We start from the raw sequence: 20,769 nt of genomic DNA, 5'->3' as shown, positions 1-20,769 counted from the left end.
AACTGCTTTGGCTAAAAAAGAATTTATAGGCTTAACATACGAAGATAACCGGCTTCGAATGGCACGTTTGCGAGTTGTCAAAAATGGGCTGGAACTGCTTGAGGTAGATACCATTGACCTCCCCCACCCGATCAGTACAGTCCATGAACCCGGTATTGGCGATCTCGATTTTTCTGAAGATTATGAAGAGATTTTTGAATTAGACCCTGCTAATCCTTCATCAAAGAGTGGATCGGACTTTGATGATTTCAATGACTTTGATGGATCCGGATCAGGTACGTCCCTTGAGAAAAAAGAATCTACCGATCTGGAAGACAGTTTTGATATGACCAAAACTGAAGATGAGGCGGAAGCAGAAAGAGATAATGAACAACTTCTTGCAGACTATCTCTCCCAATATGGTAATAACAAAATTCGAATCGGTACCCATATCCCATTTGGGAGAACTACTTTCCAGGTTTTAAAAAACGCGAACCCGGGTTCCATGAAGAAAAGTGAACGCCACGAATTCTTCAGGGATAAATTACAGCCGGTGTACGATCAGGAGATCAATCCCGATCAGTATTCGTGGGTACAGATTGACGAGAACAACTGCCTTCTTGCCTATAGTGCTGATGAGTATAACTTCATCAACCTTCTTGAGCTCTCTGAAACTTATCTTAAGAAAAAAGTACTCATCCACGAGTTATTACCTGATGAAGCTATTTGGGCGGGTCTTGCACGAACAAACTACACACTGGCCAAAGACGATATTACGGGCTTGATTGCTATCGGCTCCTCCTCCAGCAGAGTTCTGTTTATGAAGGGCAAACAGATTGTAAATGTTTTACCCATCATCACCGAAGGGGAAAGTTCAAATGATATTTTGAATACGATATTTAGCAAAATACTATTTGAAATCGACAAGGGTGATCTCCCTAGAATCAACAGGCTTCTGTTGGTTCGCTCCGCAAAAATGAGTGAAAAAGCCAAGAAATATTTCTCAACACAATTTGAGGATGTTGAGGTTGATTTTTTAACACCTCATCACAAACATTTAAGTTATGCGGATGAAATCCTGAATTCTCCCGTCTACCTTCAGCCATACATGACAGCCATTGGCGCGGCATGGGCTGCAAGTGGTGTGCACGAAAAAGAGTTCTCTCAGCTTTCACTTCTTCCCGAATATATTCGTGAAAAACAACGGGTTCTGAAGCTGGAATGGCACGGTATTCTCATCCTCATTTTGATAGCATTAACCCCGCTTTTTCTCAATTACCTGTACCAAACCCGTTCTAATGAGCTAACGGAATTGCAGCAGGAAATACGGCTTCTTAACACACAGATTGATGAGTTGCGGCCTGTGGCCACCATGACGGAAGACCTGATGGCTGAAACAGCCGAAATACAAACTGAGAATGAACGCCTTTATTCACTGGCCCAGTACAGCCAGCAATGGTCTGAAACAATCCGGATGCTAAACGAAGGCGTCTTCGAGATACCCAATCTCTGGCTGACTTCTCTCAGCACTTCAAATAATAATAGTCTGCAATTTGAAGGATTCTCGCTGACTCGTGAACAGATTCCTGAATTCGCTTCTCTTTTTACGGATGGCAATATTCAAAGCGTATCTGAAACGGATATTAGAGGACAAACGGTATATTCTTTTACCATGCGGGTAAATAATATTCGCCAGGATATGCAACCGTTTCTCATTGATTTGCCACAACGGAATTATGATGCAGAACAAGGCTCTGAAATCGAGATTAATTACTCATCAACCGATGAGGGTCCGGAGCAGGAATTTTATGATGAATCGAGTGGAAATGTAACTCAGAGCCCAGCCACTGCTGAACAACCAGATCCGGTGTCTGGCGGTTCCCAGGGAAACACCTCTTCACAAACCCCTCAACCTCCAACTTCCAACCCGGTACAGGCAAATACTGAAGCCACAAATGAGCCGCAACGCGAAATATCAGTCCCGGCTATTGTATCCCCAACTAATTCTTCGAGTTCTTACGGATTAATGGGGCCCGAAGAACAGCTTTTAGAAGGAGCCTATACTATTGTCCTGCACTCCATCACCGATAGCGAAAGAGCGAAAAAGGAAGAAGAAACTCTGAAAGACGAAGGATATAAAGCTACCTTATGGGATGTAATTTTGGCAGATAACCGAACGTGGTGGCGAATCGGTGTTGGACAATTTGAAACGGTTTCTTCAGCTTTGGAAGCTGTGCAAGAACTACCTGATGAGTACAGGGAGCGTAATTTTATCATTCGCATCAGGGAGGGACAATAGACAATGAAATATAGTATACGAAATACAATCATTTTATTACTGACCCTCGTCATAATGGTAGGTGGCGGATGGCTGTATATACATAATAGATTTGATGATGAAATTATAACCACCCGGGAGTCACTGAATCAAAAACAGAATGAACTCCAGGAAGTACAGAACTACGCAAATCAGTTCTCCACGGCGCAGGCTAACTACAATGACGCCATTTACAGCCGAATCAATCATCCCAAAGAATTATTTCCCTCTCACAGTTCGAGTGCGCTGTATGATTATTTGCAACAATTAAACCAGGGGCTTTCTTTTACAGAGCTAAATTATTCTTTTGCCGACTCCATACAAAATGACGACCATGGAATTGTAAATGCAGATATAGAAGGAGAAGGCAACTACGAAAATTTAACCAACTTTTTATACAGGATTGAGTATAGCCGACCTCTCATTCAAATCCGTTCCGTTCAGCTTACAAATATGTCTGAATTGGAGAAATTAAACATCGTTCAATTCCAGGTTGTCTTAAGTGCTTACTATCGAAGAGGAGACTGGAGCAGTTACAGAGCAGATCTGTCAACCTCTTCTCCGCTGGGTAGTATCCTGCACAATCCTTATTATCCATTGATTCGCCCCATTCCGCCTAATATTGAAAATTTAACTAATGTTGAAAGTAGCCGACTGATTGCATTAACCGGTAACACTGCACATATTATTGACCAAACCGGTGTATTAAAACGTCTCAGAGTAGGCGACAGGGTTTACCTGGGCAGACTTATAAGCATTAATCTCGAAAACCAACAAGCTGTATTTCAACTAAACAAAGGGGGTATTATTGACAGAGTTACCCTTTCACTCTCACAAGAAAATTCTGATAATCCTTAGATGGATAACAACATGAAAAAGCCAATTATTTTTTCAATACTGATACTTTTGATGGGGGTTCAAACGGTTTTGGGCCAGGATCGCTTACCTGTCAGAGAATACACAAACCCTGATGAACTTGTGGTCCTCTCAAAAGATATCGCCTTTCAAGATGCGTTAAGTATTCTTGAAGAACTCTCTATTGAATTCAGAAATAAGATTTTTGTTAATCAGTCTAGTTTTGAGGGAGCAATTGGTTTGGATATTCCGCAAATGCACTGGGAAGATGCCTTAAGCAGAATTGCCGAGTTCAATAATTTATATGTTACCGAGTACGAAAAGTATTATGAAATACGCAATATCCCCCTGGATCGGGAACAGGGAACGGATGAAGAAGAAGAGGACGAAGAAGAGATTGACGTTGATTTCAGATCGAGAGAAATAAAAATTTCGGCGACATTCTTCCAGGGAGATCGGGATATGCTTCGCCAGTTAGGTATCGATTGGTCTGCCGTTCAAAACGGCGAAGTTCGGGTACAAACGGCATCTGCCATCGACGTACAGCGTGAAATGTTTGATGTGGAAGTAAACTGGAGTGAAATCTTTTCGACCGGAAGATGGGATATTACCTCGCTTTTCCGGGCATTTGAAGAGAGTGGAAATGGTGAAGTACTCTCATCCCCATCCATTAAGGTATTAGACGGCAGAACCGGTAACATCCAGGTTGGCCAGGATTTTTCAATCAAACAGCGAGACTTTGCAGGAAATATTACCGATGAATTTTTTAGCACCGGGACCATTCTGAATGTAACTCCAAATGTCTACTATTCAGAAGACGGAACTCCATTCATCTACATGACTGTTGAGACGGAACGTAGTACCGCTCAACCTGATCCTGTCAGTACAATTGTGAACAAACAGGAAGCAATGACCGAAGTACTCTTGCTGAGCGGAGAGAGTACAGTCATAGCAGGTTTATATGAAACGAATGTAGAGACACTTCGTCGGGGCGTTCCCTTTTTGAAGGATCTTCCGTGGTGGTTCTTGGGATTGCGATACCTTTTTGGATTTAACTCTACCCAGCAAACCATACAGGAATTGGTTGTACTTCTGAAAGTTGAATTGGTGCCATCTCTTGAAGAACGTTTCAATCAGCCTTTCAGAGAGCGACCCGATTTGCTGGATGAAACCCGGCAGCAATTCAGGGAAGAAATTCAGCGGATGCAAAGCCAACAATCCCTTGAAGGAAAAACGGATAACGATTAAACAAGAGAGATCCTACATTCTGATTATCTATCCATCAGGCGGTGGTTTTCGCTTTCACGCTGTAATAAATTAATCAGGGAGTCATTGGTTGGATAAGTGAACCAACTTCACACATATCTTCAATTCCATATACTCAATTGATGACTCACGAAGCTTGCCGCCTTTCATAAAGAAACGGATGGGGATAGAGATAGGTTGGGGCATCCTTGTATCATCCTTGGTACACCTTCGACAAATTACCAGTGTACTTTTACACTGTTTTCAAACCATTTGGCAAGCAATTGGCGATGTTGTTAAAAGAAGGCTCTCGCTTATTTCAGGCTAAACATGAAATTCATTCATTAAGGAATGCAACAAATTCGATGAACATTTCTCAAATAAATCTCATTTTCTGCAAAGCCTTTTACAGTTTTATCCAAGTCTCTCATAGAGGCATGATGATTTGGATTACTCTCAGTTTCTATTTTTACATTCAAATAATATGGTTGCGGAGCTGTGTCAGGTTTCCTTTCCATATTAAATTCAAGCACAGAAAGGCTTGATGGATAAATGACTGTATCCGCAGTAGCCGTATCAAGGTTCTCTTTAATTACTTCAAGATTTCTTCCTGATCTTTGAATCGTAACTTTCTCACCCAGACTTACTCCCCAAGGGTCAGCTATTATAAACTCAAGTACTGTATCAGGAATACCAGCACCGCCAGGACTGTCGATTTCTGATGCTTTTTTAACTTCTTCTTGTATAACCCGTGAAGTAACTTCAGCAAACGTTTGCATATCATTATTGAGACGGTTATCAACCGATGTTTCCATAATAAAAGCATTGAGCCTGAAGATTAGAATAATCAACAATCCAATGATAATAGGTGGTACTATTAAATCAATTTGTACTCCCATATTATGATCCTGAATTCATATCTATGACTGAAGTTACTAATTCAGCTTTAAACTGGAGAGTGTCATCCACTTCCTCATATACCCGAATTTCTGCGATTTTCCCTGGCTGATTACCGGCCATATCTGGCAAAAGATCTGCTTTATCAAGAAGGTTCACTGTTGCATGAAAAATCTGGCCCACCTGTGAGGTATCGGAACGTCGCGCATTAGGATCCGTGGGATCGTCCAGATCCGCAAAATCGGCGTCCAGCTGACTATACTTATAGGCATAAGACTGTATCTCCTCACTCAAATCACGACCAAAATTTACCGCATCGGAAGTCATTTGCATATCCACTGTGCTTTCAACAGATCCGGCATACATTCGATGGATGTTTAACACGATGTATCCCAGAAGAACCAGCGATGCTAAAGTAAGAAAAACTTGTCCGGTTGACATTTTACCTCTCCATTAATTCCAATAGGTAATTGCAAATTCTGTGGTTTCGGCACCACCACCTCCGCCACTACCTGGTAAATCCGGTAATGTATCTTCAAAATCAGTAGAATATGTAACAGTTATATTTGACGGGGCATTCATTGTTTTTGCAACGATACTTCCCAGGATTGTCGGTGAACCTCCACCCCATGTTTCTCTACCCATTTGAATATGAGCGTTCGGAGCATAAATAAGTCGAGAGAAATTATCAGAATCTCCATAAAATTTTAAAAATTCACCTGTACTTATAATATTTCCCTTCATATCTGTACTCCCTCCTATTGCAAAATCAGCCTCTTTAATGAATAAATTAGCATTGACCCTTTGATTGTCACTCCATTCTATCCCCCCGGAACCAGCGTATGAAATTAACAAACTCAATGGATCACGCTGATTTCCACCTGGATTTAAATTATGATTCATTGTACTTCCTGAATTAAGAGTAAAGCTATCCTGAATAAAAAGCTGTAACCGTCCTTCACCCTCAGATACTACATTTAAATGTCCTTGTGTTACATTGAAATCATTCACAACAAGAGTTCTGTCCTGATCTCCAACATACACTGTCAAATTTGTATCATTATGAATATCAATGGAAGAGATTGAGGCGCTTCCAGAAGTTAAATCTAAAGTTTGATTTGTATTACCGCTTACGTAGATAGGTGGTAAGCTAAGTGAAGTAGAAGGTGTTTCAGGAAATTCGGGTTGAGGCATATTTATTTCAGGTATAGGTTCACTTAATGCCCCTTGAGTACCCTGCACATGCCCCGGATGCCATTGACTAATCGGGGGGGCAACCTCTGATGGGTCAGCACCTGGACCAACCATTAAGTCTCCGATTATTGTTGCACCCCAATTATCATATTCTACTGCGTTAGCATGTATGTTATTAGTATAGAGGCTACCTTCTATTGTGCCACTGTTCATATAAACAGCTTCTGAGATATCAGAATTTGGAACAAAAACATCTCCTTTAACAGTTCCATTAGATAATAGTGAAAATTTTCCCCCAGAATATACATCACCAGTAATTACACCATTTTTATAGTCAAAATCTTCTTCAGTATAGATAGCGGCATCAAAAGCAGGCCATGGGAATCCACCTCCGCCGCCTGTAGTAGTCTTTATTATTCCAAGTGATACAATATATGTACTGCCATCAAATCTACCAGTTGATTGGATTGTGAATAATGTGTCTCCCTGGTTTCTCGTAAATATATTATAGGATCCATGCATACCTCCCCAATTCTGAAACCCATTCACTGAGGGATAAGCGTATGTACTGTCAGGTGGATAAAAAGAACTACCCTCCCCATTCGTAACAAGATCCTTCGCAGCAATCATCATCGCGCTTTGCGCAATATTATACGCCTGATTCGTACCATGACTTTCGACGGTCCGTGTGTTAGACATAAAAAGAGCATTTCTCAATGCACTTGAGTACGTAAGAAGAGAAAAAATGAGAGCAGAGACTATAAAAATTGCGTATTTACCCATACAAAGCCTTTATTTAAAAAGAGTATGAATCTATTAAATTCTTCCTGATCAATTATAAATCGCGTTTTTTACCAGAACATCAAAAATTCTAATTGAAACAACTATAACGGCACACTACCCCAAAATAGTTTTTTATATTATAAAAAAATATTATAAATGACCAGTTGAATCATAATTTACCAATATTTTTGATCACAAAACTTTTTTCTTTTTTAACATTTGCTTCAGTCATGATCATTTTTCACTCTAAAGAACATGATTAAGTTTACATCTTCGTCCATTGTTAGTTACAAAATTCTTTTTAAGCTTAACCACTATTCCCTGTATTCATGCCGGTTTGCACGCTTTGCCATCAAAACACAGCCGTTCATTATCATAGAAATGACATTTATACTTATTTACACTGCCCTGTTTGTGATTTGGTGTTTGTAACCCCGGAAGAAAGGCTCCCTCCTGCCGATGAAAAACAGCGGTACGACAATCATGAAAATGATCCCAACGACCCAAACTACCGGGATTTTTTGAGCCAAATATTCGATCCGCTTAAAGATAGAATTGAACCCAACAGCTATGGCTTGGATTTTGGTTCAGGCCCGGGGCCAACACTAAGTATTATGTTTGAAGAGGCTGGACATCGGGTGGAGACGTTTGATCCGTTTTATGCTAATACCCCTTCTGTATTTAATAACAGCTATGACTTTATCACGTCAACTGAAACGGCAGAACATTTCTACGATCCCGGAAAGGAGTTCGAGAGATTATGGAAGTTATTAAAACCGGGTGGGAATCTCGGCATTATGACCCTTCTGAGACCTGAAGATGAACCTTTTGGCGAATGGTACTATATAAAAGAAGACACTCATGTTTCACTTTATTCTGAGAAAACATTTCGTTGGTTGGCAAATCAGTTATCCGCTGGGCTGACTATTCTTGGGGACAGAGTTATTCTTCTACATAAACGGGACATCTAATCTATATTTTTAAAATAAGTTCTGATCGAGATTGGGCTTCACCCGGGTAATGATGAACTCCCCTTATTTTTTATTAATGATTTTTAATTAACTTAAAATCGTTTATACTCTTTGAGTAAGAGCTGATTATTTCCTAAATCTACTTTCACTACACATGGGGCGGTTTTTTCAACTTTTAATTTTGCTTTCTCTTTTTCTTCTCATCCAGGTTGCGGAGCTGAATGCACAAAATAAAGCTCACCAGGTAAAGCTCAACCAACTCTCAAAAACATATTCTGTTCAATTTCAGCAAGAAAAAGAACAAGCCCTGAAACTGGCAGATTCGCTTGGCATCCCGATTCGCCACGAATTTGAAAACGGACGTGTAACTGAGTTAAGACGATTTGTAAATGGAAGACCGGTTTATGCAACCACGTTTAATGCGGATGGCGCCGATCTCCTTAATACTGACGAAGTTTATTCCGGTGGCGCCGCAGGATTAAGTCTTTCCGGCAATGGACAAACACTCGGGATTTGGGATGCTGGAATCGTTCGTGATACACATGCCGAGTTTTCAGGAAGAGTAACTGTCATTGATAATACTGCCTCTGTCAATAATCACGCAACACGAGTTGCAGGAACTATGATTGCTTCTGGTCTGGATTCCGATGCCAAAGGCATGGCATTTGAAGCGAACTTGAATAGTTATGACTGGAATGATGATCATGGAGAAATGGTAGATGCAGCGGCAGGAGGGCTATTGTTATCCGTTCATCCTTATGGATATGAAGCCGGATGGAATATGATAGGAAGTGATTGGTACTGGCAAGGTGACGCCACCGCAACTGAGGATTTTTCATTTGGGTTTTATGACGAGACATTCGCGAAAGTATGGGATACAATTGCCTTTAATGCACCCAATTACCTCATTATTACACCTGCCGGAAATCAACGGGGAGATACAGCACCCTCACTCATTAAAGACAACCAAGATTATTTTGTCTATGAAACGGATGGTTATGTTCTCTGCTCCAATTATGACAGCGGCAATGGTTGTAACAATAATTACGAAGATGATGGCGGTACTAACGGATTTGACAGTATTACCTACAATGCCCTTGCAAAAAATGTAATTACCGTGGGATCTGTAGATACAAACGAAGATTTATCTTCTGATTCCGGACTTGGCCCAACTGATGACGGTAGAATTAAACCCGATATCGTAGCCAAAGGTGTGGATGTATATTCTACCAGTGGTTCTGGCAATAGTGCTTATAGTACTGGTTCGGGAACTTCATTTTCCGCTCCAATGATCGGCGGGTCAATCGGGTTATTATTAGAACATCAGGAGAACCTGCAACCGGGAGAAACTCTTCTTTCGTCCACACTGAAGGCTTTGGTTCTTCATACAGCAAAAGACCTGGGAAACCCCGGCCCCGATTATACATTTGGCTGGGGGTTGATGGATACTCAAAAAGCAGCCGAAGTAATGAGCTTGAATAATTCCGAGGGCGGACTTCACATCAAGGAATTAACGCTGCAAGACGGTGAAACGATTTCATTTACAGTTCAGGCTTCTGGTTCTGAAGACCTGAGAATCACAATGGCATGGACAGATCCGCCAGGTACTCCGGCAGCCTATGGAACATTAAATCCAACCAACCTTATGTTGGTAAACGACCTGGACTTGCAACTTGAGGACCAGAGTTCAACAACCCATCAACCCTATACGCTGAATCCTTCAATTCCCGGCGATGATGCCACAACAGGTGATAATATTCGCGACAATATTGAGATGGTGAATATCAGTGCTCCCACGGCGGATGAGATTTATACCGTTACTATTACTCATAAAAATTCGCTTACAAATGGCAGCCAAAATTTATCTCTCATCATCACCGGAAACGAAGGCGTAGATTATCAACAGCAAATTACCGGAACGGAAGAAGGTTGGAGATTTTTCAGTTCTCCTTTGGCAACAACCTACCAGGAATTCCTTGATCCCCTTTGGACTCAAGGATCGACGAATTCCGATTATCCACCTGCCCCAAGTTCAAATGTCAGAACTTTTGACGGATCAAATGACAGTTATCCTGCCGTATCCGACCTTCAAAATTCTGTGGGTATCGGCAGCGGCTTTGCTGTATTTGTTTATGAAGATGATAATGATGACGGCACACCAGACGGTTGGTCAAAAACGGTTACTGTTAATGGGATAGAGAATCTTAACGATGTGGACGTGAGTGATCTTTTATATTCCGGCACTCCTTCGGATTCTTCGTTTACTCTGCTTGGCAACCCGTTTGCTACAACGATAGATTTTGATGAGTTTGTTAAAAACAGTGAGGTCGGAAACATCGTTTATGTGTACGACCATGATTTTCAACCGGAGCCATTTGTAGATCCTGATGCATCCGGCGGCGATGCCGGCGGTGGCTTTCGGGCATGGAACGGTAGTGGCGGCAGTCTTTCAAATGGGCTTATAGCTCCCTTCCAGGGATTTTTTGTCTCAACCCACGGCAGCACACCCACTCTTACCATTCCAACAACTGCCAAAACCAGTGCTTCTTCTACGTTCCATAAAGAAGGGAGCCCGACGCCTGTTATCCAGATAGCCGCCCAGATAAATGGAAAATACTCCGCCGATACCTGGTTCAGCTTTTCCGATTCAGGTTCTCTTGAAAAAAATGAGAATGACGCTCCCTACCTCTATCCTCTGGATTATAAGCCATTCCTTTCTCTTCGGTCTGAAGTGGATGATATCGGTTACCTGATTAAAAATTTACCCGTTTCCCTGGAGGAACCTCTAAAAATTCCAATTTCTGTGGATGCGTGGCAGCCCGATAACAACGGATATATTCCTTTGGCCGGTTCTGTAGAATTGGTTTGGCCGGAATTTCAAAATATCCCGTCCACCTGGACGCTAACACTTTCAGACCATCAAAACGGTTCGGTGATCGATATGAAAAAATCAGACCGCTATTTTTTCTCATTGTCTGAATCGAAAGCCAAAGTAAAATCGCTCCCCTATTCCATGAAATTGAAGACGGTGGATAAAACTTCTACAGCTGACACCCGGTTTACTCTGACTATTTACCCGGAACCACTGGCTATCAATCAAACACAGGAAACTCCATCGGAATTTAATCTCGAACAAAATTATCCGAATCCGTTTAATCCCTCAACCGTCATTCGTTACGCACTGCCTGAAACTTCCAGTGTGGAGTTGGATATTTATACCATTGACGGACAAAAAGTAGCAACGCTTGTGAACGAATCTCAAAATGCGGGAAATCACACCATTACGTTTGACGGATCAAATTTGTCGAGTGGCGTTTACATTTACAGGCTAACGACAGGACAGTTTGTGGTGTCCAAAAAAATGGTTTTAATCAAATAACACCGCTACACTTCTTCTTTGATTTGAGGTGACCTTCACCCATTTTCCTCATACCTTTTAGAAAAAGAATTTAACCAGACTCCATGGATTCAAAAGCAATACGTGATCTTCAGGCTCCCCTCAAAGAAAAATATAAAAAAGACCCTGAATCGGCCCTCATCACATTAAAGGCATCCGGAAAATTGGAAGAAGGAGTTTCCTGCAAAATTGAGACGGGACAGGCAATGGTCAAAGCCGGCCTTCATCCTGCAACCGGCGGTTCCGGCATGGCGGTATGTTCGGGAGACATGCTGCTCGAAGCTCTTGTTGCATGTGCCGGCGTTACTCTAAATGCCGTATCCACAGCCATTGATTGTCCGCTGAAAGACGCCACCATTTCGGCTGAGGGAGACCTGGATTTTCGGGGCACTTTGGGAGTCTCCAAAGAAGCGCCGGTTGGTTTTAAAGAAATCCGGCTCCATTTTGATTTGAAAACGGAGGCTTCCGACGACCAAATTGAAACCCTCCTGAAACTGACCGAACGCTATTGTGTTGTTTATCAAACCTTGGTTTCAAAACCGTCAATTACCATCAATCACAGTAAATAGAGAGATTATGAAAACAGTTCAGGGAAAAATAGTTGATCCGGTTTCGCGAAGAATCTTTAACGGAGAAATTGAAATTAAAGATGGCAAAATATCAGATGTTCGGGAGACAGACGGTGTGCCCGACCAGTATATTATGCCCGGCCTTATTGATTCGCACATTCACATTGAAAGCTCGATGTTGATTCCGTCTGAATTTGCCAGGCTTGCCGTCCGACATGGCACCGTAGCCACCGTTTCTGATCCCCACGAAATTGCCAATGTGTGTGGGAAAAAGGGTGTTGAGTATATGATCAAAAATGGAAAGAAAGTCCCCTTGAAATTTTATTTTGGCGTGCCTTCCTGCGTTCCCGCAACTACTTTCGAAACCGCCGGAGCAGAACTTGACAAAGAAGATGTAGAGAAACTTCTGCAACGCGATGACATTCACTACCTCTCCGAAATGATGAACTGGCCGGGAGTTTTAAATGATGATCCTGATGTTCTGGCTAAGATTGATGCAGCTTTAAAGCTTGGAAAACCAATTGACGGACACGCGCCGGGACTGAAAGGAGAAAAAGCAAAAAAATACGCGGCCGCCGAAATATCTACCGATCACGAATGCTTTACCATTGAAGAAGCGATTGATAAACTTGAAGCCGGTATGTTGATTATCATTCGTGAGGGAAGTGCTGCAAAAAACTACAATGCTCTCGTTAAGCTATTTGATACATATCCGGATAAGTTGATGTTCTGTTCGGACGACAAACATCCGGATGATTTAATTCAAGGACATATTAATGAGCTTGTTGTACGTACCCTTTCTCATGGTTATGATCTTTTTGATATTCTTCACGCTTCATCCGTTCTTCCAATTCGTCATTACGGCTTGAAGGTCGGACTGCTGCAGAAAGGTGATTCGGCCGATTTCATTATTGTTGATCAGCCTGAATCGATGAAGGTAAAAGAAACCTGGATTGACGGAGAGCCGGTATTCCAGGATGGCAAAGTTCTCTTCTCAAAAGTTAACGCCAGGAAGATTAATCATTTCACCTCTCATAAAATCACGCCGGAAGATGTAATTCTGAAATCAGACAACGAAAATCAACCCCTGATTGTGGCCGAAGACGGGCAGTTAGTAACAAAAAAAGAGATTGCTAAACTTTCCATTCAGAATGGAATTGTTCAACCGGATCCCGACCGGGATATCCTGAAAATTGCTGTAGTAAACCGCTATGAAAAAAAACCGCCGGCCATTGCATTCATCAAAAATTTCGGCTTAAAAAACGGGGCTATAGCCTCCTCTGTAGCCCATGATTCGCATAATATTATTGCCGTGGGTTCTTCTGATGAGTTCATCTGCAAAGCCGTCAACATGATTATGGAACAAAAAGGTGGAATTTCCGCCGTTTCTGATGAGAAGGAAGACATTCTTCCGCTTCCCATTGCAGGAATCATGAGTGATGAAAAAGGAGAAGATGTTGCTGCCGGTTATGAACGCCTCAGTAAAATGTCCAAAACCATGGGAAGTTCGTTGAACGCCCCATTTATGCTGATTTCTTTTATGGCTCTGCTTGTGATTCCAAGTCTCAAACTAAGTGATAAAGGACTCTTTGATGGTGAGACGTTTGAGTTTGTGAAGCAGTAAAAAAAAAGTATTTCATTCATAAAATCCACATCGGGACAGATGTGGATTTTATAAAAAACATGAATCAGAGATTACGATTCGGCAACCTTTAGCCGATTTTCTGCAACTTCCAGTTCGGTCTCAATCTCCCTGGTTCGATAATCTAGCGCTTCGATTCTTTCTTTGATTGCATCTCTCAACCGTTCGGCTTCTTCAATATCGATGTCGGTTGATTTCTCTGCTTTCTCGGCAAGGATCGTCAATTCGTTTTTACTCATTTCAACAAATCCACCGCTGACAGCAAAATTCAATTCTTCTGCGCCTTCTTGTTTGATCGTGATTTTTCCAATCCCTAAAGAAGAAACAATCGGGGCATGATTATAGAGCATTTGAAAATTGCCGTCACTGCCGGGTACCTGAACGCTCACTACTTCTCCTTGAAATCGTGAGCCTTCGGGTGTTAAAAGTTGTGCCTGATAGGTTTTTGCCACGGTTCCTGTCTGTTTTAAGCTTCGGCTTCTGCTTCAGCCAGAATTCGCTCACCTTTCTCCTGGGCTTGTTCAATCGTACCTACAAGGTGGAATGCGTTTTCAGGCAAGTCATCCAATTCACCATCAAGAATCATGTTGAATCCTTTGATGGTGTCTTCAATTTTCACATACTCACCGGACTGACCTGTAAACTGCTCAGCCACAAAAAATGGCTGACTGAGGAAACGCTGAACACGTCGTGCCCGCGATACAACCAGTTTATCTTCATCAGAAAGTTCATCCATACCCAGAATGGCGATAATATCCTGAAGGTCTTTGTACTGCTGCAGAATTTGCTTCACTTTCTGCGCACAATTGTAATGATCCTCGCCCACTACTTTCGGGTCAAGAATTCGGGACGATGAATCCAACGGATCCACAGCCGGATAGATACCGATCTGTGTAAGTGCACGGCTCAATACGGTTGTAGCATCCAGGTGAGAGAATGTTGTAGCCGGAGCGGGGTCGGTCAAGTCATCGGCAGGAACATAAATAGCCTGAACCGAAGTAATGGACCCGTTCTTGGTAGATGTAATTCGCTCCTGAAGGTCACCCATTTCGGTAGCCAGTGTTGGCTGATAACCTACAGCAGAAGGCATACGACCGAGAAGTGCAGATACCTCCGAACCGGCCTGTGTAAATCGGAAAATATTGTCAATAAAGAGGAGAATATCCCGGGAAACTTCATCACGGAAATATTCGGCAACTGTCAGCCCGGAAAGTGCCACACGTGCACGTGCTCCCGGCGGCTCGTTCATCTGGCCAAACACAAGAGTTGCCTGCGATTGTTGAAGTACTTCTTCATCCACTTTGGAGAGATCCCATTCGCCCTCTTCCATCGCTTTCTTAAATTCATCACCGTAATTGATAACGCCTGATTCGATAAACTCACGAAGCAAGTCGTTTCCTTCACGGGTTCGCTCACCAACACCGGCAAATACCGACAAACCACCGTGCTGTTTTGCAATGTTGTTAATCAATTCCTGGATCAAAACGGTTTTACCAACACCGGCACCACCAAACAATCCAATTTTACCACCTTTGGCATATGGACAAAGAAGATCAATAACCTTAATACCGGTTTCAAGCATTTCCGTACTGGTAGCCAAGTCCTCGAAGGCCGGGGCTTCCCGGTGAATGGGATAAGACCGTTTTCCTTCCGGCGGTTTGATACCATCAATAGCTTCGCCAACAACATTAAAAAGACGGCCACGAATATCTTCACCCACAGGCATGGAGATAGGACCACCGGTATCGATCACTTCAGTTTTTCTCACAACACCATCGGTAGAGTCCATGGCAATGGTACGAACTCTGTCTTCGCCCAAATGCTGAGCGACCTCGAGGTAGAGCCGGGTGCCGTCTTCTCTGTCGATATATAAAGAATTTAAAATTTTGGGGAGTTGACCATGATCGAAATCAACGTCTACGACCGGTCCAATAACTTGTGCTACGGTTCCTTTATTCATTCAACTTGTTGTTTTATGGCAATTGTAGCCAGGATAGAATTTTCAAAATTTCTTGAATTATTTGTCATGGATTATACTAATCATGACAGCTTCAAAAGTTAGCTCTTTCTATTTCAAAAATCAAAAAATATGGGGTGGTTTTATCTGTTCAAAGTTTATTTAAATGATGTTTTTCGTTTTAGAAATTTATAAATCGAACTGCTGACTCAGCTTCGAAAAATTTACAAAAACAATTGCCCGGCATAAATCTGCGAATAATTCATCTATTTAGCTCCTATTCCATCTCTCCCATCCTGTAATCTCAAGCCTCAGAATAACATCCACAATTCCAAAAACACCACTCAGATATTCTTTATGACGATTAGCAAAAAGATGATCAAACCTCTATATTTACAACTGTTTTATTATATAGGATTTGGCTGCAAAAAGGCCGATTTTCAAGCGAATTCAAACTTCTAAACTTTACGGACATAATTGGAAACGGAAGCTACTGCACGATCGGTAAGTATTGATCTACTTTTAATATTTGACAAGGAGGGTATCTTAGACTATTCAGAGGCGAATGACCTTGAACCCAGGGAGCGTGCGCAGGTTCGGGAATATGTTCAAAATATTCTGAGACGACGGAGTTACCTCGACTTTATTATCAATGAATTTTCCAGTATTACAGTTGAGGAGATGAAACCCCTTCTGAAAAACATTTTGCGCCTTGGATTGTACGAACTTGTATTTATGGGCGGTACGCCTGACTACGCCTCTATCAACGAAGCCGTTAATATTGCTAAATATAATTTAGGATCGAAATCCGGTGACCTTGTTAATGCCATTCTCAGAAACATTCAGCGTGATATTGACAAGCTTCCAAAACCGGCATTTGAAGACCGGACCAAACTGGTAGCCACTACCTTTTCTCATCCCGAATGGATGGTAAAACGATGGGTAAAACGCTTTGGGGAACGCGAAGCTTTTCAGTTGATGCAGGCGAACAATCAACGTCCCCATTATTATGTTCGCGTGAATAACCTTCGCACAAAGACCAAAAACTTTAAATTGCGGATGGATAAGCTGGACATTCAATACAAAGAAAGTGATTGGTTGCCCGGTTATTTTAAAGTTGATTCTGTAGCCCCGTTTATTTCCAAGGATCTGATCAAAAAAGGCATTTGCCTGGTACAGGATATTGCAGCCGGATTTGCTCCTACTATTGTTGAGCCAATGCCGGGCGAAACTATTTTTGACATTTGTGCAGCTCCCGGCACGAAAAGTATTGTTATGGCGGATATGATGGAAGGAGAAGGATCTATCACCGCTGTTGATATCAACTCAGACAGGCTGGAACTTCTTGCCAGAAGTGCAATGGATTATCATGCCGAAAATATAAAAATCCGCCGCGCCGATGCCAGGGAACTCGACCTGAGACTGGCAGACGGAGTACTGTTAGACGCACCCTGTACCGGAACAGGAGTTCTGAGCAAACGGGCGGACCTCCGCTGGAAACGAACCCAGCAAGACCTTGAAGATTGCATCAAGCTCCAAGAAGAACTTTTGGATGAAGCTGCCAATCACGTAAAACGTGGCGGTCGTCTTATTTACAGTACATGCTCTATCGAACCAGAAGAAAACTGGGAGCAAATTCAAAAATTCCTCGATAAATACGACAATTTTGAGCTTGAGCCGCTGGAGGATTTTCTGCCGGAGAGCGTACTGACCGAGGACGGATTAGCCTATCAAACCCTCCCCCACATCCATGATTGCGATGGACATTTTGGAGTACGGTTAGTCAGAGTGAAATAGGTGAAACCACTAAGGACAGAGAGTTTCACTGAGTATTTTTAAACATGCTTCTGAGTGATATAACGGAAAAAGTAATTGGCGCTTCCATCCGGGTTCATAAAGAACCCGGCCCTGGTTTATTAGAATCTGCATATCAAGAATACCTTTTCTTCTATGTTTTAAATAAAGAGGGGTTAATTGTTGAGAAGGAAAAACCCATTCCAGTATCTTTTGAAGATATAAAATTAGATTGCGGTTATAGGATAGATCTGCTCGTTGAAAAGAAACTTATACTGGAAATAAAATCTGTAGAACATTTCAGCCCTGTTCATTATGCCCAAGTACTAACCTACCTGAAATTGGGAGGTTTTAAGTTATGGCTACTTTTAAACTTCAATGTACCTTTGATGAAAAAAGGTATAAAACGAATTATTAATTAAACAAAACCCACTTAGTGCACCTCTGTGCCCTCTGTGGTAATATTCTTTATGAGTAAAGCACAGGATATCCCCAAGCAATACGATCCCTCCACAACGGAAGAAAAGTGGTACGATTACTGGGAAAAGAATGGCTATTTTCATTCTGAGCCAGATGAAAGGGAATCGTATACGGTTGTCATTCCTCCTCCCAATGTTACCGGCGTCCTGCATATGGGCCACATGCTCAACAATACCATCCAGGACGTTTTGGTCCGCCGGGCACGAATGCTTGGCAAAAATACTTGCTGGGTTCCGGGAACCGATCATGCGTCTATTGCAACCGAAGCAAAAGTTGTTCAAATGCTTCGAAAGAAGGGAATTACCAAACGGGACCTGAGCCGAAACGAATTCCTCAACCACGCATGGGATTGGACCGAAGAACACGGTGGAATCATCCTGAAACAGCTGCGCAAACTTGGAGCTTCCTGCGACTGGCAACGAACACGATTCACCCTTGAAGACGATCTCTATGAGATGGTCATCGACTGTTTTATTGAACTTTATGATCGCGGATACATTTATCGCGGACTCAGGATGGTAAACTGGGATCCAGCCGCTCAAACTGCTTTGAGTGACGAAGAAGTGATTCACAAAGAGGTTCAGTCCAAACTCTATTATGTGAAGTATCCTATCAAGGCTTCGGATGAATTTGTAACCATCGCCACCACCCGGCCCGAGACCATTCTTGCCGACACGGCGGTTTGTGTAAATCCCGATGATGAACGCTATCAGGAACTGATCGGCAAAACCGTGATCATTCCGATTGTAAATCGTGAAGTAAAAGTAATTGCCGACGAATATGTAGATCCCGAATTCGGAACGGGGTGTTTGAAAATTACCCCGGCCCATGATGCGAATGACTATGAGATCGGGCAAAAGCATGGGCTCGAAATCATTGATATGCTGAACCCGGATGGAACCCTTTCTGAAAATGCTGAACATTACATTGGCAAAGACCGGTTTGAAGTCCGAAAACTGATCACCCACGATCTTGAAAAAGCGGGCTTTCTTGTAAAAATTGATGAAATGGCCAATAAAGTTGGTTATTCCGAGCGAACTGATGTAGTCATCGAACCACGGCTTTCACTGCAGTGGTTTCTTAAGATGGATGAACTGAGTAAACCGGCCCTCGAAAGCGTGATGAATGATGATGTTCAGTTTCATCCATCGAAATTCAAAAACAGCTACAAGCACTGGATGGAAAACATTCGCGACTGGTGCATTTCACGCCAGTTGTGGTGGGGGCATCGAATTCCTGCCTGGTATTATGGCGAGGGAGCCGATGATTATGTAATTGCTAAAAACAAAGAGGAAGCTCTTCAAAAAGCAAAGGAAAAATCCGGTGATAAAAATCTCCCGGAAAGTGATCTTCGCCAGGATGAAGATGTGCTGGATACTTGGTTTTCTTCATGGCTTTGGCCGATGTCTGTTTTTGATCCCGATTTTATCAAAACAAAAGAGGCTAATGAAGATCTTGCGTATTACTACCCTACCGATGTTTTGGTGACCGCACCCGAAATTATCTTTTTCTGGGTGGCCAGAATGATTATCTCTGGATATGAATTTGCAGGCGAGAAACCATTCAGCCATGTCTATTTCACAGGAATTGTACGGGATGACAAACGGCGTAAAATGTCGAAATCGCTGGGAAATTCGCCTGACCCAATCAAATTGATGCAAAAGTACGGAGCAGACGGAACCCGCGTGGGTATGCTCTTTGCCTCTCCCGCCGGAAATGATTTGCTGTTTGATGTAGCCCTGTGCGAACAAGGACGAAATTTCTCCAATAAAATCTGGAATGCCTTCCGTTTTCTCACCATGAATATGGACGAGAACGAAAATTACCAACCTACAACCGAAATCGATCCGGATAACCTTGCTGACAAATGGATGATGGGACGCATTCAGACGACGCTGGCAGAGATGAATAAGGATTTCGACAACTTCAGGCTTAACGATGCTTTAAAGAAAATCTATTCACTGGTTTGGGATGATTTTTGTGATTGGTATATCGAGGTTTGCAAAGCGGATCAGGCCGGTCAGAATATCCCGAAAGAAAACCTGGAACGTGCTCTCGGTTTCTTTGAGATTTTGATGAAAATGTTGCATCCGTTTATGCCGTTCATCACTGAAGAAATCTGGCAGCAAATTCAGGATCGTGCGGAAGATGAAGCCCTGACCATTAGTTCGTGGCCCGAAATCTCTGGCCAAACGTTTGATGAATCTGTATCTCTGTTTAACACCGTTCAATCCCAGATTTCCGCCATTCGAAATATCCAGGCAGAGATGAATGTATCACCCAAAGCGGAACTAAAGATTTTCATCAAACCAAAGAATAAATCCCTTTCTGATGAATTATCATCTGCGGAGTGGATTTACAGGAAGCTTTTGACAATTGATTCCATCACATTCGATGTGGACACAGAAAAACCCGAAGCTTCGGCAGCGTCCGTTGTAGATGGATCCGAAATCTACATTCCGCTTGAAGGGTTGATTGATTTGGAAAAAGAACGTGAGCGCATTCAAAAAGAGATCGACAGAGTTGAAGGATTCCTGAAAAGTGTGGAGAAAAAACTCGCCAACGAACAGTTTGTAAAAAATGCGCCGGATGCGGTGGTAGAGAAAGAGAGGAAGAAAAAATCGGACGCAGAATCGAACCTGGAAAAGTTGCAAAAGCAATTAACAGAATTCGAAGGATAGATTGTAAG

General features: G+C 42.4%; 15 protein-coding genes. 10 read left to right on the top strand and 5 right to left on the bottom strand.

Going from position 1 to position 20,769, the window contains the following annotated elements; all coding sequences use genetic code 11:
- The first annotated feature begins 7 nt into the window (after positions 1 to 7).
- The 3 genes from L0B18_RS07620 to L0B18_RS07610 are packed head-to-tail and all read left to right on the top strand — an operon-like array spanning position 8 to position 4,399.
- Positions 8 to 2,278, top strand: coding sequence for an SPOR domain-containing protein (locus L0B18_RS07620; RefSeq protein ID WP_234570952.1), 2,271 nt, complete (start codon positions 8 to 10; stop codon positions 2,276 to 2,278).
- Positions 2,279 to 2,281: 3 nt separating this feature from the next.
- Entirely contained in the window at positions 2,282 to 3,154 is an 873-nt protein-coding gene (locus L0B18_RS07615; protein WP_234570950.1) for a hypothetical protein, read from the top strand.
- A 12-nt stretch (positions 3,155 to 3,166) separates the two neighbouring features.
- Positions 3,167 to 4,399 carry a type II secretion system protein GspD gene (locus L0B18_RS07610; RefSeq protein ID WP_234570948.1) on the top strand — a complete coding sequence of 411 codons (1,233 nt, stop codon included), beginning with the start codon at positions 3,167 to 3,169 and terminating at the stop codon, positions 4,397 to 4,399.
- Positions 4,400 to 4,740: 341 nt separating this feature from the next.
- On the opposite strand, the gene L0B18_RS07605 is transcribed toward L0B18_RS07610, so the two are convergent.
- The 3 genes from L0B18_RS07605 to L0B18_RS07595 are packed head-to-tail and all read right to left on the bottom strand — an operon-like array spanning position 4,741 to position 7,270.
- The gene (locus tag L0B18_RS07605; protein WP_234570943.1) at positions 4,741 to 5,295 is read right to left on the bottom strand and encodes a hypothetical protein; all 555 of its coding nucleotides are present in this window, start codon (positions 5,293 to 5,295) and stop codon (positions 4,741 to 4,743) included.
- Position 5,296: 1 nt separating this feature from the next.
- Complete coding sequence (locus L0B18_RS07600) at positions 5,297 to 5,734, bottom strand: hypothetical protein (protein WP_234570941.1); 438 nt, start codon at positions 5,732 to 5,734, stop codon at positions 5,297 to 5,299.
- A 12-nt stretch (positions 5,735 to 5,746) separates the two neighbouring features.
- Positions 5,747 to 7,270, bottom strand: a complete 1,524-nt coding sequence (locus L0B18_RS07595; protein WP_234570939.1) for a polymer-forming cytoskeletal protein — start codon at positions 7,268 to 7,270, stop codon at positions 5,747 to 5,749.
- 329 nt (positions 7,271 to 7,599) lie between these two features.
- On the opposite strand from L0B18_RS07595, the gene L0B18_RS07590 reads away from it, so the two are divergent.
- The 4 genes from L0B18_RS07590 (at position 7,600) to ade (ending at position 13,831) form a co-directional block, all read left to right on the top strand.
- The gene (locus L0B18_RS07590; protein ID WP_234570938.1) at positions 7,600 to 8,241 is read left to right on the top strand and encodes a class I SAM-dependent methyltransferase; all 642 of its coding nucleotides are present in this window, start codon (positions 7,600 to 7,602) and stop codon (positions 8,239 to 8,241) included.
- 154 nt (positions 8,242 to 8,395) lie between these two features.
- Positions 8,396 to 11,620: a S8 family peptidase gene (locus L0B18_RS07585; protein WP_234570936.1), complete on the top strand. Its 3,225-nt coding sequence runs from the start codon at positions 8,396 to 8,398 to the stop codon at positions 11,618 to 11,620.
- A gap of 83 nt (positions 11,621 to 11,703) precedes the next feature.
- The gene (locus L0B18_RS07580; RefSeq protein ID WP_234570934.1) at positions 11,704 to 12,207 is read left to right on the top strand and encodes an OsmC family protein; all 504 of its coding nucleotides are present in this window, start codon (positions 11,704 to 11,706) and stop codon (positions 12,205 to 12,207) included.
- Between the two features lie 7 nt (positions 12,208 to 12,214).
- Positions 12,215 to 13,831, top strand: coding sequence for an adenine deaminase (gene ade / locus L0B18_RS07575; RefSeq protein WP_234570931.1), 1,617 nt, complete (start codon positions 12,215 to 12,217; stop codon positions 13,829 to 13,831).
- 71 nt (positions 13,832 to 13,902) lie between these two features.
- On the opposite strand, the gene atpC is transcribed toward ade, so the two are convergent.
- A complete protein-coding gene (gene atpC / locus L0B18_RS07570) occupies positions 13,903 to 14,301 on the bottom strand; it encodes an ATP synthase F1 subunit epsilon (protein ID WP_234570929.1) in 399 nt (132 codons plus the stop codon).
- Between the two features lie 14 nt (positions 14,302 to 14,315).
- On the bottom strand, positions 14,316 to 15,809 hold the full coding sequence (gene atpD / locus L0B18_RS07565) for a F0F1 ATP synthase subunit beta (RefSeq protein ID WP_234570927.1): 1,494 nt from the start codon (positions 15,807 to 15,809) through the stop codon (positions 14,316 to 14,318).
- Between the two features lie 474 nt (positions 15,810 to 16,283).
- Between atpD and rsmB the strand changes: the two genes are divergently transcribed.
- The 3 genes from rsmB to L0B18_RS07550 are packed head-to-tail and all read left to right on the top strand — an operon-like array spanning position 16,284 to position 20,761.
- On the top strand, positions 16,284 to 17,603 hold the full coding sequence (gene rsmB / locus L0B18_RS07560; protein ID WP_234570925.1) for a 16S rRNA (cytosine(967)-C(5))-methyltransferase RsmB: 1,320 nt from the start codon (positions 16,284 to 16,286) through the stop codon (positions 17,601 to 17,603).
- A gap of 44 nt (positions 17,604 to 17,647) precedes the next feature.
- Entirely contained in the window at positions 17,648 to 18,022 is a 375-nt protein-coding gene (locus L0B18_RS07555; RefSeq protein WP_234570924.1) for a GxxExxY protein, read from the top strand.
- A gap of 48 nt (positions 18,023 to 18,070) precedes the next feature.
- Complete coding sequence (locus L0B18_RS07550) at positions 18,071 to 20,761, top strand: valine--tRNA ligase (RefSeq protein ID WP_234570922.1); 2,691 nt, start codon at positions 18,071 to 18,073, stop codon at positions 20,759 to 20,761.
- Positions 20,762 to 20,769: the final 8 nt, after the last annotated feature.

This window comes from Rhodohalobacter sp. 614A, assembly GCF_021462415.1.
In the GTDB taxonomy this organism is placed as follows: Bacteria; Bacteroidota; Rhodothermia; order Balneolales; family Balneolaceae; genus Rhodohalobacter.
This window is presented reverse-complemented; position numbering and strand designations above follow the sequence as displayed.